Here is a 16,978-nt window from a genome sequence, read left to right as displayed (position 1 = left end):
GTCACTTCCTGACAGAGATGTGTGATTTGGCTGACGCCTTCGCTGGCAAGCCAGCTCCCACAGGGATTTGTGCCCGGCATAGAACCCTGTGGGAGCTGGCTTGCCAGCGATTGGGCCAGCAAAGCCACTAGAGAATTAACGCTCGTGCAGGGCCTCGGCCCGGGCGCGAATGATCGGCTTGAGTAGATAACTCAACACCGACTTCTTGCCGGTGATGATATCCACCGAAGCGACCATCCCCGGGATGATCAGCAAGGGTTTGTCATCGGTGCCCAAGTGGCTGCGCTCGGTGCGCACCTTAATCATGTAGTAAGTGGTTTTCTTGTCTTCATCGGTGATGGTGTCAGCACCGATCTGCTCCAGCTGGGCCTTCAGCCCGCCGTAGATGGTGTAGTCATAGGCGGTGAATTTCACGATCGCTTCCTGCCCCGGATGCAGGAAGGCGATGTCTTGCGGGCGAATTTTAGCTTCGACCAACAAGGTGTCATCCAGTGGGACGATTTCCACCATGTCGCTGCCCGGCTGGATCACGCCGCCGATGGTGTTGACCAGCAACTTGTTGACGATGCCGCGCACTGGCGAGGTGACCAATGTACGGCTGACGCGATCTTCCAGGGCCTTACCCGTCGCGCTGGCCTTGTTCAGGTCGGTGCGCGCTTCGTTGAGCTGGGTCAGCGCTTCACTGCGGAATTTGCCACGGGTTTCATCAATTTTGCGCTGCACTTCCTTGATCGCCGACTCCGCACGCGGGATTGCCAACGTGGTGGCGTCGAGCTGCCCACGGGTTTCCACTTCGGCACGCTTGAGCCGCAGCACTTCCACCGGGGACACCGCGCCCTGCGCCACCAGCGGCTCGGACATGTTGATTTCCTGACGCTGCAAGCCGAGTTGCTGGCGATACTGTGCTTGCTTGGAGCCGAATTCGCGCAGCTCTTGCTGGCGCTGAATCAACTGTTCCTGCAAGCCGCCGATCTCGTCGTGCAACTGCTGACGGCGGCTGACGTAAAGCGATTCTTCGCTTTTCGCCTGACCCGGCACCGCTTTGAGCACGTCTTCGGGGAAATTCAGCGGACGGTCATCAACCTCGGCGCTCAGGCGTTCGACGCGCAGCAGCATCGACAGTCGATCGGCTTCGGTTTCGCCGACGTTGGAAGCAAATCGCGTGTCATCCAGCCGAATCAGCGGTGCGCCGGCCTCGACGATCTGACCTTCCTTGACGAACAGTTCGGAGACGATCCCGCCCTCGAGGTTCTGGATTTTCTGAATCTTCGACGAAGGAATCGCCTTGCCGTCACCCTTGGTTACTTCGTCGATCACGGCGAAGTTGGCCCAGAGCAGCAGGAACACGAAGAAGCCGATGATCGCCCAGATCGTCAGGCGCACGACGCGCGGGGCGTCTTCGATCAGCGCTTTGTTGACCTCAGGCAGCGGCTGACCCTGCAAGGATGCAGAGCCTTTGAAGTAGCGACGGATCGAATCCTTGAAACCCGACTTAAGCAACACTGATCTGCCCCTTCTTCAACGCTTCCATCACGGCGGCTTTCGGGCCATCGGCGAGAATCTGTCCACGGTCGATCACCAGCAGGCGATCCACCAGCGACAACAGTGATGCCCGGTGCGTCACCAGCACCACGGTCTTGTTTTCAATCACGGCGGCGAGGCGTTGCTTGAGACGTTCTTCGCCGGTGTTGTCCATGGCGCTGGTCGGCTCGTCCATCAACAGGATCGGCGGATTGAGCAGCAGCGCCCGGGCCAGTGCGACGTTCTGGCGTTGGCCACCGGACAGGTTCTGCCCGCGCTCGCCCACTTGCAGTTCATAACCTTGAGGGTGCAGACGGGCGAATTCATGGACACCAGCCAGTTCGGCGGCTTGCAGGACGAGTTCGTCTTCGACATAACGCGCACCGGACACGAGGTTGTCGCGCAGGGTGCCGGCCAGCAGTTGAATGTCCTGCGGCACGTAGCCGATGTTGTAGCGCAGTTCGCTGACGTCGATCTGGCGGATATCCACACCGTCGACCAGCAACGCGCCGTCGTCCGGCTGATACAGGCCGACCAGCAGTTTGGCCAGCGAACTCTTGCCCGAACCACTGCGGCCGATGATGCCAATCTTCTCGCCGGGACGGATCACCAGGTTGATGTTCTTCAGCGCCGGATTCTGTTGTTCCGGGTAGGTGAAATTGAGCTGGCGGCATTCGATGGCGCCTTGCAGAACCTTGCGGCTCAGCGGGCGCTCTTCGAAGTTGCGCTCCTGCGGCAGCTCCATCATCTGGTCGACCGAGGTCATGGTCACGCGGGCTTGCTGGTAACGGGTCAGCAGACCGGACAGCGACGCCAGCGGACTCAGCGCACGACCGCTGAGCATGTAGCAGGCAATCAGACCGCCCATGCTCAAGTGGCCGTCGATGATCTGGTAAACGCCGAAAACGATCATGATCACCCCGGCCAGCTGCTGGATCAGCAGGGTGATGTTCATCGCCAGACCGGAGAGCATTTTCACCCGCAGTTCGAGGCGGCTGAGGGTGCCGATGGTCTGTTCCCACTGATATTGGCGTTCGCTTTCGGCGTTGTTGACCTTGACCGCGTCGAGACCGGCGAGGGTTTCGATCAGGCTCGACTGACGCTCGGCGCCCAGCGCCATGGTGCGTTCCATGGTTGCCACCAGCGGCTTCTGCAAGGCGTAGCCGATCAACAGGGCAATCGGGAATGCCAGCACCGGGATCCACACCAGATGCCCGCCGAGAATCGCGATGACAATAAAGATCAGGATGGTGAACGGCAGATCGATCAGGCTGGTCAGGGTCAGCGACGCAAGGAAGTCGCGCAGGCTCTGAAACTCATGGATGTTCTGCGCAAAGCTGCCGACCCGCGCCGGGCGGTATTTCATCGCCATGCCGACGATGCGCTCGAACAGCGTGGCCGAGATGATCAGGTCAGTTTTCTTCCCGGCCAGGTCCAGGCACAGGGCGCGCAGGCTCTTCAGAATCAGGTCGAAGATGTAGGCGCCGGTGATGCCCAGAGCGAGTACCCAGAGGGTCGCCTCAGCCTGGTTCGGCACCACGCGGTCGTAGACGTTCATCACGAACAGCGGCGCGGCCATGGCGATGATGTTGATCAGGAAACTGGCGGCGATCGCATCGGCATACAGCCAGCGCGAGCGCTTGAGGGTGTCGCGGAACCACGAGCGCGCACGCGGAATCAGCGTGCCGTGATTAACGTCGAATTTGTGTTGCGGCTGGGCGAAGAAGACTTTGCCGGTGTAGTCGTCGGTCAGCAGTTCGCGGCTGACCACGGACTCGCCGCCATCGCTTTCGCTGAGCAGCACCCGCGCTTCGTTTTCACCTTGCCAGCCGAGCAGGACGGCACTGCGACCGTCCTTGAGCAGCAACAGCGCCGGCATCGCAATCGCCGGAATTTCTTCCAGCTTGCGTTGCAGCACCCGACCTTGCAGGCCAGCGCGAGCCGCTGCGCGGGGCAGCAACTCGACACTCAGACGTTGTTTGGGCAGCGGCAGGCCGGTGGTCAGCATTGCCGCGCTGGCGGGCTTCTGGTGCAGCATGCAAAGGGCGAGCAGACCATCCAGTAACGGATCGTCGTGCAACGCGCGTGGATCATGACTGAGATGAACTCGACTGACTTCTGATTCCACGCTCGACACTCTTTGACAGTTGAAAAGGGATAACTCAATTCATCCCAGGCAGCTGGACCTTGGGCTTCACGTCGTTCTGCACAACGGATGCCAACGGTGCGACCACTCCCTGGCTTCTGAGCAACTCGCCCATGGTCGCCTTGATTCGATACTGAGTAAATAACTGAATGTTTTTGATTTCAGCCAGACGCCGCGAAGCGGTGAACAACTCGTTTTCACTATCGAGCAAATCGAGCAAGGTACGCTCGCCGAGGCTGAACTGGCGCTGGTACGCGGTGCGCACCGAGGTGCTGTGATCGACGTACTGCTGAGCAATCGGCACTTGCGCGTTAGCGTTGTTCAAGGCGTTCCAGGCCAGGCCCAGTTCTTCGTTCAACTGACGCAGGGCGTTGTTGCGGATGTCCAGCGCCTGGTTCGACAGGTACGACTTGGATTCCAGATCCGCCTTGTTGCTGCCACCCGAATAGAGGTTGAAGCGCATGCGCAGCATCGCCTGCCATTCGTTATTGTGACCGTTCTGGCCGTCGAGATCGTTGTCGGCAGTACGACCCAATTCAGCATCGAAACGCGGGTAGAAGGTCGACTTGGCGGTTTCGTACTGCTTTTCGGCAGCGGCGATATCGGACTCGGCCGAGCGCAGGATCGGGCTGTTTTCCAGCATCTGCTGGCGCGCTTCATTGAGGTTGGCCGGCATCATGGCCATGAACGGTGCCGGACGCTCCAGTTGGTCAGGCATCTGGCCAACAGCGCTGAGGAAGTTGGTTTCCGAGTCGGCCAGGTTGGTCTGTTCGGTGATCAGGTTGTTGCGGGCCTGGGCCATCCGCGCTTCGGCCTGATCGAGGTCGGCACCGCTGCCGACGCCGCGCTGGGTGCGCAACTGGATCTGGTCGTAGATACGCTGATGGCTCTTGAGGTTGTCCTCGGCCAGTCGCACGAATTCGCGGCGGGTCAGCACGTCCAGGTATACCTGGGCGACGGTCAGGCCGGTGCGCTCGGAGGTGCCGAGCAACGAGTAGGCGCGGGAGTTGACGGTGGCTTGTTGACGGCCGACTTCGCTGGACGTCGCAAAACCGTCAAAGACCATTTGCGAGAGACGTAAACTTGACTCGCTGCGGTTCAGGGTTTCCCAGTGATTGCCACCACCGTTGGCACGGGTGGTCACGCTGTCGGTGCCTTCACGGCCATAACCGCCGAGCAGATCGACCTTGGGCAGGTATCCACCTTTTGCAGCCTTTAACTGATAATCCGCGGCCAAACGACTGTTGACCCCTGCCTGGATTTCCGGATGGACATCCAAGGCCTGTTGCATAGCCTCTGGTAAGGATTGTGCTTGGGCGAATGAAGCGGCGAGAGCGAAAGGTAGAGCCTTGAACAAATGCGAACGCATGGTAACGATTTCCCAGAACTACTTGTCTTGAATCACAGCAAAACGTGCTGCTGCGGCGGATGATGGCAACCGGAATGACCGTATGTCGGAAAGTTCAAAACAGGAACTGGATCACACGCTGAAGGACAGGTCGCCGCGGAAATATCAATGTGACATTAGTGGGGCGATTGTTTAGGATGGCACCCAGAAGGTCAATAGTTTGGCATAAAGTTAATAGCGAAAGAATCTAGCCAAATTATTGACGAATGTATGCGTCAAACTTGTTTCGCATTTTTTTAAAGTACGTCCAGACTGAATCGGCATCCATGCCATCAGGTCCATGGAAGTCAACTGAACGTGACACCCCGGAGAGTCTTCAATGAGCAGTGTTGTTGCCGTCGTCAAAAGCATTGTCGGTCAGGTATTCGTGGTGTCCCCAGAGGGCGTACGCCGTGTACTCGTTGAAGGCGATCGCCTGTATGTCGGCGACCAGATCGACACTGGCCTCTCCGGCGCCGTGTCGCTTGAACTGGCTGATGGCCGCACCCTCGATCTGGGCCGCGAAACCCAGTGGAGCGCCAACGCCCCTGACTCCAGCACTGACCTGGCCGAAGCCACCGCGCAAGCTGCGCCATCAGTAGCAGAACTGCAGCAAGCCATCGCCGCAGGTGTCGACCCGACTACCGCCCTTGAAGCCACCGCTGCCGGCCCTACGGCCGCGGGTACTGGCGGTGCGGCTGGCGGTGGCCACAGCTTCGTGATGCTTGATGCCACGGCGGGCCGCGTTGATCCGACCATTGGTTTCCCGACGGCGGGGATCAACTCAGGCGCGCAAGCGGCGCAAAACATCACCGGTGGCCAGACCACCGACACCACCACCAACGCCTTGCGTGAGTCGACCCTGAGCCTCAGCGCCACGCCGACCATCACCGAAGCCGGCGGCGTGCTGGTGTACACCGCGACCCTGACCCAGGCACCGCTGACCGACCTGACCATCACCCTGTCCAACGGCGCGGTTATCGTGATTCCGGCCGGCTCCACCACTGGCACCGTCAACGTGCCGCTGGCACCGAACGACACCGTTTATAACGATCCGACCCAGATCGACGTGACCGTCACCGGCACCACTGGCGGCAACGGCATCACCGTGACCCCGCCGACCACTCCGGCCACGACCCAGGTCACCGACACCATCGACACCACCACCGTCACCTTGACGGCGGGCCCGAGCGTCACCGAAGGCGGCCAGATCACCTACACCGCGACCCTGACCAATCCGGCGCAAACGCCGGTGACCGTCACCCTGTCGAACGGCTCGACCATCACCATCGGCGCGGGCCAGACCACTGGCACCGTCAACGTGCCGACCCCGGCCAACGACGTCTATAACAACGGCAGCACCGTCACCACCACCATCACCAGTGCCACGGGTGGCAACTTCGAAAACCTGGTGCCGAACCCGACACCGGCGGTGACCACCATCACCGATTCGATCGACAACACCGGCCTGACCCTGACCGCTACCGGCAGCGTCGTCGAGGGTGGTCAGATCACCTACACCGCGACCCTGACCAACCCGGCGCAGACGCCGGTCACCGTCACACTGTCGAACGGCTCGACCATCACCATTGAAGCCGGCCAGACCTCCGGCACCGTCAACGTGCCGACCGCGCCGAACGACGTCTACAACAATGGCGGCACCGTCAGCACCACGATTACCGGTGCAACCGGCGGCAACTTCGAGAACCTGGTGCCGAACACGACGCCAGCGACCACCACCGTGACCGATTCGATCGACACCACCAGCGTGAGCCTCACCGCCACCGGTACCGTCGTCGAAGGTGGCCAGATCACCTACACCGCGACCCTGACCAACGCTGCGCAGACACCGGTCACCATTACCCTGTCGAACGGCTCGACCATCACCATTGAAGCCGGCAAGACCAGCGGCAGCGTCAACGTGCCAACCGCGCCGAACGACGTCTACAACAATGGCGGCACCGTCAGCACCACGATTACCGGTACTAGCGGTGGCAACTTCGAGAACCTGGTGCCGAACACGACGCCAGCGATCACCACCGTGACCGACTCGATCGACAACACTGGCCTTAGCCTCAGCGCTACCGGCTCCGTTGCCGAGGGTGGGTCGATCGTTTACACCGCAACCTTGACCAATGCCGCGCAAACCCCGGTAACCGTGACCCTGAGCAACGGCTCGGTAATCACTATCGAAGCGGGCAAGACCACCGGCACCGTGACTGTTCCGGCACCTGCCGATGACGTCTATAAAGATGCCGGCAAAGTTGAAGTGTCGATCAAGGACGCCACGGGCGGTAACTTCGAGAATCTGGTGCCGAGCACCGTTCCGGCCGTCACCGAAGTCACTGACACCATCGACACCTCGACCGTCAAACTGACCGCCGACACCTCCGTGGCAGAAGGTGGCACCGTCACTTACACCGCCACCGTTGGCGCGCCAGTCACCGGTTCGCCTGTGGTCGTAACCCTGGCCAACGGTCAGCAGATCACCATCGACATCGGTAAAACCACCGGTACCGTGACCGCCACCGCGCCGAACGACGCGTTGGCCGGCAATGCACCGCTGACCAACTCGATCACCGGTGTTTCCGGCGGTAATTACGAAGACCTGGCGGCCGACAAAACCCCGGTTTCGACCACCGTCACTGACGTCACCGACACCACCGACCTGACGCTGAGCGCGACCGGTTCCGTGGCTGAGGGCGGCTCGATTGTTTACACCGCGACCCTGACCAATCCGGCCGGCACCCCAGTGACCGTGACCCTGAGCAATGGCTCGGTGATCACCATTGAGGCCGGTAAAACCACTGGCACCGTGACCGTTCCGGCGCCTGCCGATGACGTCTATAAAGACGCCGGCCAAGTTGAAGTAACCATCAAGGACGCCACTGGCGGCAACTTCGAGAACCTCGTTCCGAGCACCACGCCAGCGGTCACCAACGTTACCGATACCATCGACACCACCACCGTCAAACTGACCGCTACCGAGTCGGCGGCTGAAGGCGGGACTGTCACGTATACCGCTACTGTCGGTGCACCGGTTACCGGTTCGCCTGTCGTTGTGACCCTGGCCAATGGTCAGAACATCACCATCGAAGTCGGTAAAACCACCGGCACCGTGACCACCACTGCACCGAACGACGCATTGACCGGCCACGCGCCGATCACCAATTCGATCACCGGCGTTTCTGGCGGAAACTACGAAGACCTGGTAGCCGACAAAACCCCGGTTAGCACCACCGTGACCGACACCGTCGACACCACCAACCTGTCGCTGTCCGCAACCGGCACGGTAGCCGAAGGTGGCTCGATCACTTACACCGCGACCCTGACCAACGCGGCTGGTTCGCCAGTGACCGTGACCCTGAGCAATGGCTCGGTGATCACCATCGAAGCAGGCAAGACCACCGGCACCGTGACCGTTCCGGCGCCTGCCGATGACGTCTACAAAGACGCTGGCAAAGTCGAAGTGACGATCAAGGACGCAACGGGCGGTAATTTCGAGAACCTCGTTCCGAGCACCACGCCAGCCGTCACTGACGTCACCGATACCATCGACACCTCGACGGTCAAACTGACCGCCGACACGACAGTAGCTGAAGGCGGCACTGTTACTTACACCGCTACCGTTGGCGCGCCAGTCACCGGTTCGCCTGTCGTGGTGACGTTGGCCAACGGCCAGAGCATCACCATCGAAGTCGGCCAAACCACTGGCACCGTCACCACCACCGCGCCAAACGACGCACTGGTAGGTCAGGCGCCACTGAGCAACTCGATTACTGGCGTCACCGGCGGCAACTACGAAAACCTCGTGGCCGACAAAACCCCGGTCAGCACCAGCGTGACCGACACCACCGACACTACCAACCTGTCGCTGAGCGCGACCGGTTCCGTGGCTGAAGGTGGCCAGATTATTTACACCGCCACGCTGACCAACGCTGCTGGTTCGCCCGTCACTGTGACCCTGAGCAACGGCTCGGTGATCACCATCGAAGCGGGCAAGACCACGGGCACCGTGACCATTCCGGCGCCTGCCGATGACGTCTACAAAGACGCCGGCAAAGTCGAAGTGACGATCAAGGACGCCACCGGCGGCAACTTCGAGAATCTGGTACCGAGCACCGTTCCGGCCGTTACCGATGTCACTGACACCATCGATACTTCGACCGTGAAACTGACTGCCGACACCACCGTGGCTGAAGGCGGCACCGTCACTTACACCGCTACCGTTGGCGCGCCAGTCACTGGTTCGCCTGTCGTGGTGACCTTGGCCAACGGTCAGCAGATCACCATCGAAGTGGGTAAAACCACCGGCACCGTGACCACCACTGCGCCAAACGACGCGCTGACCGGCCACGCGCCGTTGAGTAATTCGATCACTGAAGTCAGCGGCGGCAACTACGAAAACCTCGTGGCCGACAAGACGCCGGTTTCGACCAGCGTCACCGATACCGTCGACACCACCAACCTGTCGCTGAGCGCGAGCGGTTCCGTGGCTGAGGGCGGCTCGATTGTTTACACCGCGACCCTGACCAACGCGGCTGGCTCGCCAGTCACCGTGACCCTGAGCAACGGCGCCGTCATCACCATCGAGGCTGGCAAAACCAGCGGCACCGTGACGGTTCCGGCGCCGGCGGATGACGTTTACAAAGACGCGGGCAAGGTCGAAGCGACCATTTCCACCGCGACTGGCGGCAACTTCGAGAACCTGGTGCCGAGCACCGTTCCAGCCGTTACCGAAGTCACCGATACCATCGACACCTCGACCGTGAAACTGACTGCCGACACCACCGTGGCTGAAGGTGGCACCGTCACTTACACCGCGACGGTTGGCGCGCCAGTCACCGGTTCGCCGGTGGTCGTGACCCTGGCCAACGGCCAGAGCATCACAATCGAAGTCGGCCAAACCACCGGCACCGTCACCACCACTGCACCGAACGATGCACTGGTAGGTCAGGCGCCACTGAGTAACTCGATTACCGGCGTTACCGGCGGCAACTACGAAAATCTGGTCGCCGACAAAACCCCGGTCAGCACCAGCGTGACCGACACCACCGACACCACCAACCTGTCGCTGAGCGCGACCGGGACTGTGGCCGAGGGTGGTTCGATCGTTTACACCGCGACCCTGACCAATCCGGCTGGCACGCCAGTGACCGTGACCCTGAGCAATGGCTCGGTGATCACCATCGAAGCGGGCAAAACCACCGGCACCGTGACCGTTCCGGCGCCTGCCGATGACGTCTACAAAGACGCCGGCAAAGTCGAAGTCACGATCAAGGACGCTACCGGCGGCAACTTCGAGAACCTCGTTCCGAGCACCACGCCAGCCGTCACCGATGTCACTGACACCATCGACACCTCGACCGTGAAACTGACCGCAGATACCACCGTGGCTGAAGGTGGCACCGTCACTTACACCGCGACTGTTGGTGCGCCGGTTACCGGTTCGCCTGTCGTTGTGACCCTGGCCAACGGTCAGCAAATCACTATCGAAGTCGGCAAAACCACCGGCACCGTGACCTTCACCGCGCCAAACGACGCGCTGACCGGTCAGGCCTCGCTGGGTAACTCGATCACCAACGTCAGCGGCGGCAACTACGAAAACCTCGTGGCCGACAAGACCCCGGTGTCGACCAGCGTCACCGACACCGTCGACACCACCAACCTGTCGCTCAGCGCCACCAACTCGGTCGCCGAGGGCGGTTCGATCACCTACACCGCGACACTGACCAACGCTGCTGGTTCGCCAGTAACCGTGACCCTGTCGAACGGCGCCGTGATCACCATCGAGGCGGGTAAAACCACCGGCACCGTCACCGTTCCAGCCCCGGCTGATGACGTTTACAAAGACGCAGGCAAAGTCGAAGCGACCATTTCGACTGCCACTGGCGGCAATTTCGAGAACCTGGTGCCGAGCACCGTTCCGGCCGTCACCGAAGTCACCGATACCATCGACACCACCACGGTCAAACTGACCGCGACAGAATCGGCTGCTGAAGGTGGCACCGTTACTTACACCGCGACTGTTGGCGCGCCGGTTACCGGTTCGCCGGTGGTCGTGACTCTGGCCAACGGTCAGAACATCACCATCGAAGTCGGCAAAACCACCGGCACCGTCACCACCACCGCACCAAACGATGCGTTGACCGGTCACGCGCCGCTGACCAACGCGATCACTGATGTGAGCGGCGGCAACTACGAGAACCTGGTGGCCGACAAGACCCCGGTTTCGACCAACGTCACCGACACTGTCGACACCACCAACCTGTCGCTGACTGCGACCGGGACTGTGGCTGAAGGCGGTTCGATCGTTTACACCGCGACGCTGACCAACGCGGCGGGTTCGCCGGTCACCGTGACCCTGTCCAATGGCGCCGTCATTACCATTGAGGCCGGTAAAACCAGCGGCACCGTGACTGTTCCGGCGCCAGCCGACGACGTCTACAAAGACGCCGGCAAAGTCGAAGTCACCATCAAGGACGCTACCGGCGGCAACTTCGAGAACCTCGTTCCGAGCACCACGCCAGCGGTGACCGACGTCACTGACACCATCGACACCTCGACCGTAAAACTGACGGCCACCGAGTCGGCTGCCGAGGGTGGCACCGTCACCTACACCGCCACTGTCGGCGCGCCAGTCACCGGTTCGCCGGTCGTGGTGACGTTGGCCAACGGCCAGAACATCACCATCGAAGTCGGCAAAACCACCGGCACCGTCACCACCACCGCGCCAAACGACGCGTTGACTGGCCACGCGCCGCTGACCAACTCGATCACTGACGTCAGCGGCGGTAATTACGAAAACCTCGTGGCCGACAAAACCCCGGTCAGCACTACCGTGACCGACACTGTCGACACCACCAACCTGTCGCTGAGCGCCACTGGCGCGGTGAACGAAGGTGGCCAGATCACCTACACCGCGACGTTGACCAACGCTGCCGGCAGCCCGGTCACCGTAACGTTGAGCAATGGCGCGACCATCACCATCGAGGCCGGTAAAAACACCGGCACCGTGACCGTCGATGCACCGAAGGACGACGTCTACAAAGACGCCGGCACCGTTGAAGCGACCATCAAGGGCGCGACCGGTGGCGACTTCGAGAACCTCGTCACCAGCACCACTCCAGCGGTCACCACCGTCAACGACACCATCGACACGTCCACTGTGTCGCTGACTGCCACGGCTAACGTCGCCGAAGGCGAAACCGTGGTCTACACCGCGACCGTGACCGCGCCTGTGACTGGCTCGCCGGTCGTCGTGACCCTGTCCAACGGCCAGACCATCACCATCGCTGTCGGTGAAACCACCGGCACCGTGAACTTCGTTGCGCCGAACAGCCCATTGGCGGGCGGCAGCTCGTTGAGCGTGACCATCGACGGCGCGACTGGTGGCAACTACGAAAAACTGGTGACCGACGGCAAGTCGGCTGACACCGCGGTTTCGGACACCACCGACACCACCAACCTGAACCTGACCGCGACCGATTCGGTGGCTGAAGGCGGTTCGATTGTTTACACCGCGACGCTGACCAACCCGGCCGGCACGCCAGTGACTGTGACCCTGTCGAACGGGGCCGTCATCACGATTGAGGCGGGTAAAACCACCGGTACCGTGACCGTTCCGGCACCGGCTGATGACGTTTACAAAGATGCAGGGAAAGTCGAAGCAACCATTTCGACTGCCACTGGCGGTAACTTCGAGAACCTGGTGCCGAGCACCGCTCCGGCGGTGACCAACGTCACCGACACCATCGACACCACCACCGTCAAACTGACGGCTACCGAATCGGCAGCCGAAGGTGGCACCGTTACTTACACCGCCACGGTTGGCGCGCCGGTTACTGGTTCGCCTGTGGTCGTGACTCTGGCCAATGGTCAGAACATCACCATCGAAGTGGGTAAAACCACTGGCACTGTCACCACCACCGCGCCAAACGACGCGTTGACCGGTCATGCGCCGCTGACCAACTCGATCACCGACGTGAGTGGCGGTAACTACGAGAATCTGGTTGCCGACAAAACGCCGGTTTCGACCAATGTCACCGACACCGTCGACACCACCAATCTGTCGCTGACTGCGACCGGCACTGTGGCCGAAGGTGGTCAGATCACCTACACCGCGACGTTGACCAATGCCGCTGGTTCGCCAGTGACCGTGACTTTGTCGAACGGCGCCGTGATCACCATCGAGGCCGGTAAAACCACCGGCACCGTGACGGTTCCAGCCCCGGCTGACGACGTCTACAAAGACGCGGGCAAGGTCGAAGCAACCATTTCCACCGCGACGGGCGGCAACTTCGAGAGTCTGGTACCGAGCACTGTTCCGGCGGTCACCAACGTTACCGACACCATCGACACCACCACCGTCAAACTGACGGCTACCGAATCGGCAGCCGAAGGTGGCACCGTTACCTACACCGCCACCGTTGGCGCGCCAGTTACCGGTTCGCCTGTCGTCGTGACGCTGACCAACGGTCAGACCATCACCATCGGTGTTGGCCAGACCACCGGCACCGCGACCGCCACTGCGCCAAACGACGCATTGACTGGCCACGCACCGCTGACCAACGCCATTACTGGTGTAACCGGCGGCAACTACGAAAACCTCGTGGCAGACAAAACTCCAGTCAGCACGACTGTGACCGACACCGTCGACACCACCAACCTGTCGCTCAGCGCTACCCCATCGGTCGCTGAAGGTGGCTCGATCATCTACACCGCCACCCTGACCAACGCCGCTGGCTCGCCAGTGACCGTGACACTGTCGAACGGTGCCGTGATCACCATCGAGGCGGGTAAAACCACTGGCACCGTCACCGTTCCAGCCCCGGCTGACGACGTCTACAAAGACGCCGGCAAGGTCGAAGCAACCATTTCCACCGCGACTGGCGGCAACTTCGAAAACCTGGTGCCGAGCACGACGCCGGCCGTGACCGAAGTGACCGACACCATCGATACCTCGACGGTCAAACTGACTGCCGATACGTCCGTAGCTGAAGGCGGTACTGTCACCTACACCGCCACTGTAGGCGCTCCAGTCACCGGTTCGCCTGTGGTCGTGACCCTGTCCAATGGTCAGCAGATCACCATCGAACTGGGTAAAACCACCGGTACCGTGACCACCACCGCGCCGAACGACGCACTGACTGGCCACGCACCGCTGACCAACGCAATTACTGGCGTAACCGGCGGCAATTACGAGAACCTCGTTGCCGACAAGACGCCGGTTTCGACCACTGTCACCGACACCGTCGACACCACCAATCTGTCGCTGAGCGCCACTGGCTCTGTCGCTGAGGGCGGTTCGATTGTTTACACCGCCACCCTGACCAACGCCGCTGGCTCGCCAGTGACCGTGACCCTGTCGAACGGCGCGGTTATCACCATCGAAGCGGGTAAAACCACCGGCACAGTGACCGTTCCGGCTCCGGCTGATGACGTTTACAAAGACGCGGGCAAGGTTGAAGCGACCATTTCGACTGCCACCGGCGGCAACTTCGAAAACCTGGTGCAGAGCACTGTACCGGCCGTGACCAACGTCACCGACACCATCGACACCACCACGGTCAAACTGACCGCGACCGAGTCGGCGGCCGAAGGCGGTACTGTCACTTACACCGCCACCGTGGGCGCTCCAGTCACCGGTTCGCCTGTCGTCGTGACCCTGTCAAACGGTCAGAACATCACTATTGAAGTGGGCAAAACCACGGGGACCGTGACCACCACCGCGCCGAACGACGTGTTGACCGGCCACGCGCCGCTGACCAACGCGATCACTGGCGTAACCGGCGGCAACTACGAAAATCTCGTGGCCGACAAAACGCCGGTCAGCACCACCGTGACCGATACCGTCGACACCACCAATCTGTCGCTCAGCGCTACCAATTCGGTCGCTGAAGGTGGTTCGATCATTTACACCGCCACGCTGACCAACCCGGCCGGCACGCCAGTGACCGTGACCCTGTCCAACGGCGCCGTGATCACCATTGAAGCGGGCAAAACCACTGGCACCGTGACCGTTCCGGCACCGGCTGATGACGTCTACAAAGATGCGGGCAAAGTCGAAGCAACCATTTCGACCGCAACCGGTGGCAACTTCGAGAATCTGGTGCCGAGCACCGTACCGGCAGTGACTAACGTCACTGACACCATCGATACCACCACGGTCAAACTGGCCGCGACTGAATCGGCGTCTGAGGGTGGCACCGTTACTTACACTGCGACTGTCGGTGCTCCGGTTACCGGCTCCCCAGTTGTCGTGACGCTGGCCAACGGTCAAACCATCACCATTGGTGTTGGCCAGACCACCGGCACCGCGACCGCCACTGCGCCAAACGACGCACTGACTGGCCACGCACCGCTGACCAACTCGATCACCAACGTGACTGGTGGCAACTACGAGAATCTTGTTGCCGACAAGACACCGGTCTCGACCAACGTCACCGACACCGTCGACACCACCAACCTGTCGCTGAGCGCGACCGGCACCGTGGCCGAAGGTGACTCGATTGTTTACACCGCAACCTTGACCAACGCCGCTGGCTCGCCAGTGACGGTAACCCTGTCGAACGGCGCCGTGATCACTATCGAGGCCGGCAAAACCACTGGCACCGTGACCGTTCCGGCGCCAGCGGACGACGTCTACAAAGACGCCGGCACCGTGCAGGCGACGATCAGCACCGCCACCGGTGGCAACTTCGAGAATCTGGTGCCGAGCACCACACCGGCAGTCACTAGCGTTACCGACACCATCGACACGACGACCGTGAAACTCACTGCGACCACAACCGCAGCCGAGGGTGGCAACGTCACTTACACTGCAACTGTGGGTGCTCCAATCACCGGTTCGCCGGTCACCGTGACCCTCGCCAACGGTCAGACCATCACCATCGGTGTTGGCCAGACCACCGGCACCGCGACCACCACGGCGCCAAATGACGCGCTGACCGGCCACGCGCCGCTGACCAACTCGATCACCAACGTGTCCGGTGGCAACTACGAGAACCTTGTTGCCGACAAGACGCCGGTTTCGACCAACGTCACCGACACCGTCGACACCACCAATCTGGCGCTGAGTGCTACGCCATCGGTCGCTGAAGGTGGCTCAATCGTCTACACCGCGACCCTGACCAACGCCGCTGGCTCGCCAGTGACCGTGACGCTGTCCAACGGTGCCGTGATCACCATCGAGGCCGGTAAAACCACTGGCACCGTGACCGTTCCAGCCCCGGCTGACGACGTCTACAAAGACGCCGGCACCGTGCAAGCCACGATCAGCACCGCCACCGGTGGCAACTTCGAGAACCTGGTGCCGAGCACCGTTCCAGCCGTGACCAACGTCACCGACACCATCGATACCACCACGGTCAAACTGACCGCGACCGAGTCGGCGGCTGAGGGTGGGACCGTTACCTACACCGCGACAGTTGGCGCACCGGTCACCGGTTCGCCTGTGGTCGTGACTCTGGCCAACGGTCAGAACATCACCATCGAAGTGGGCAAAACCACCGGCACCGTGACCACCACCGCGCCGAATGACGTGTTGACCGGTCATGCGCCACTGACCAACGCGATCACCAATGTCAGCGGCGGCAACTATGAAAATCTGGTTGCTGACAAGACGCCGGTTTCGACCACGGTCACTGACACCATCGACACCACAAACCTGTCGCTCAGCGCGACCGGCACTGTCGCTGAAGGTGGTCAGATCACCTACACCGCGACTCTGACCAACGCCGCTGGCTCGCCAGTCACCGTAACCCTGAGCAACGGTTCGGTGATCACCATCGAAGCAGGTAAAACCACCGGCACCGTGACTGTTCCGGCACCGGCTGACGACGTCTACAAGGACGCCGGCACCGTCCAGGCCACTATCAGCAACGCCACCGGTGGCAACTTCGAGAAACTGGTAACCAGCACCA

General features: G+C 61.3%; 3 protein-coding genes and 1 pseudogene. 1 reads left to right on the top strand and 3 read right to left on the bottom strand.

Annotated elements, in window-relative coordinates; all coding sequences use genetic code 11:
* Positions 1 to 135 precede the first annotated feature (135 nt).
* From ACIOWE_RS03675 to ACIOWE_RS03665, 3 genes are read right to left on the bottom strand one after another with little or no spacing between them, the layout of a single operon-like run.
* Positions 136 to 1,503 carry an HlyD family type I secretion periplasmic adaptor subunit gene (locus ACIOWE_RS03675; protein WP_401387487.1) on the bottom strand — a complete coding sequence of 456 codons (1,368 nt, stop codon included), beginning with the start codon at positions 1,501 to 1,503 and terminating at the stop codon, positions 136 to 138.
* Positions 1,493 to 3,649 (bottom strand): type I secretion system permease/ATPase, encoded by a 2,157-nt coding sequence (locus ACIOWE_RS03670; protein WP_201236081.1) that lies wholly within the window; start codon positions 3,647 to 3,649, stop codon positions 1,493 to 1,495. The genes ACIOWE_RS03675 and ACIOWE_RS03670 overlap by 11 nt, the downstream gene beginning before the upstream one ends.
* 34 nt (positions 3,650 to 3,683) lie before the next feature.
* Entirely contained in the window at positions 3,684 to 5,036 is a 1,353-nt protein-coding gene (locus ACIOWE_RS03665; RefSeq protein ID WP_201236082.1) for a TolC family outer membrane protein, read from the bottom strand.
* 358 nt (positions 5,037 to 5,394) lie between these two features.
* On the opposite strand from ACIOWE_RS03665, the pseudogene ACIOWE_RS03660 reads away from it, so the two are divergent.
* A pseudogene (locus tag ACIOWE_RS03660) lies at positions 5,395 to 16,947 on the top strand (retention module-containing protein); the annotation flags it as partial.
* Between the last annotated feature and the right edge of the window lie 31 nt (positions 16,948 to 16,978).

It is taken from the genome of Pseudomonas sp. NPDC087598, from assembly GCF_044743525.1.
In the GTDB taxonomy this organism is placed as follows: Bacteria; Pseudomonadota; Gammaproteobacteria; order Pseudomonadales; family Pseudomonadaceae; genus Aquipseudomonas.
This window is presented reverse-complemented; position numbering and strand designations above follow the sequence as displayed.

Excerpts from the sequence above, each read along its gene's own strand:
- ACIOWE_RS03665 (WP_201236082.1), bottom strand. The coding sequence starts at position 5,036 with ATGCGTTCGCATTTGTTCAAGGCTCTACCTTTCGCTCTCGCCGCTTCA.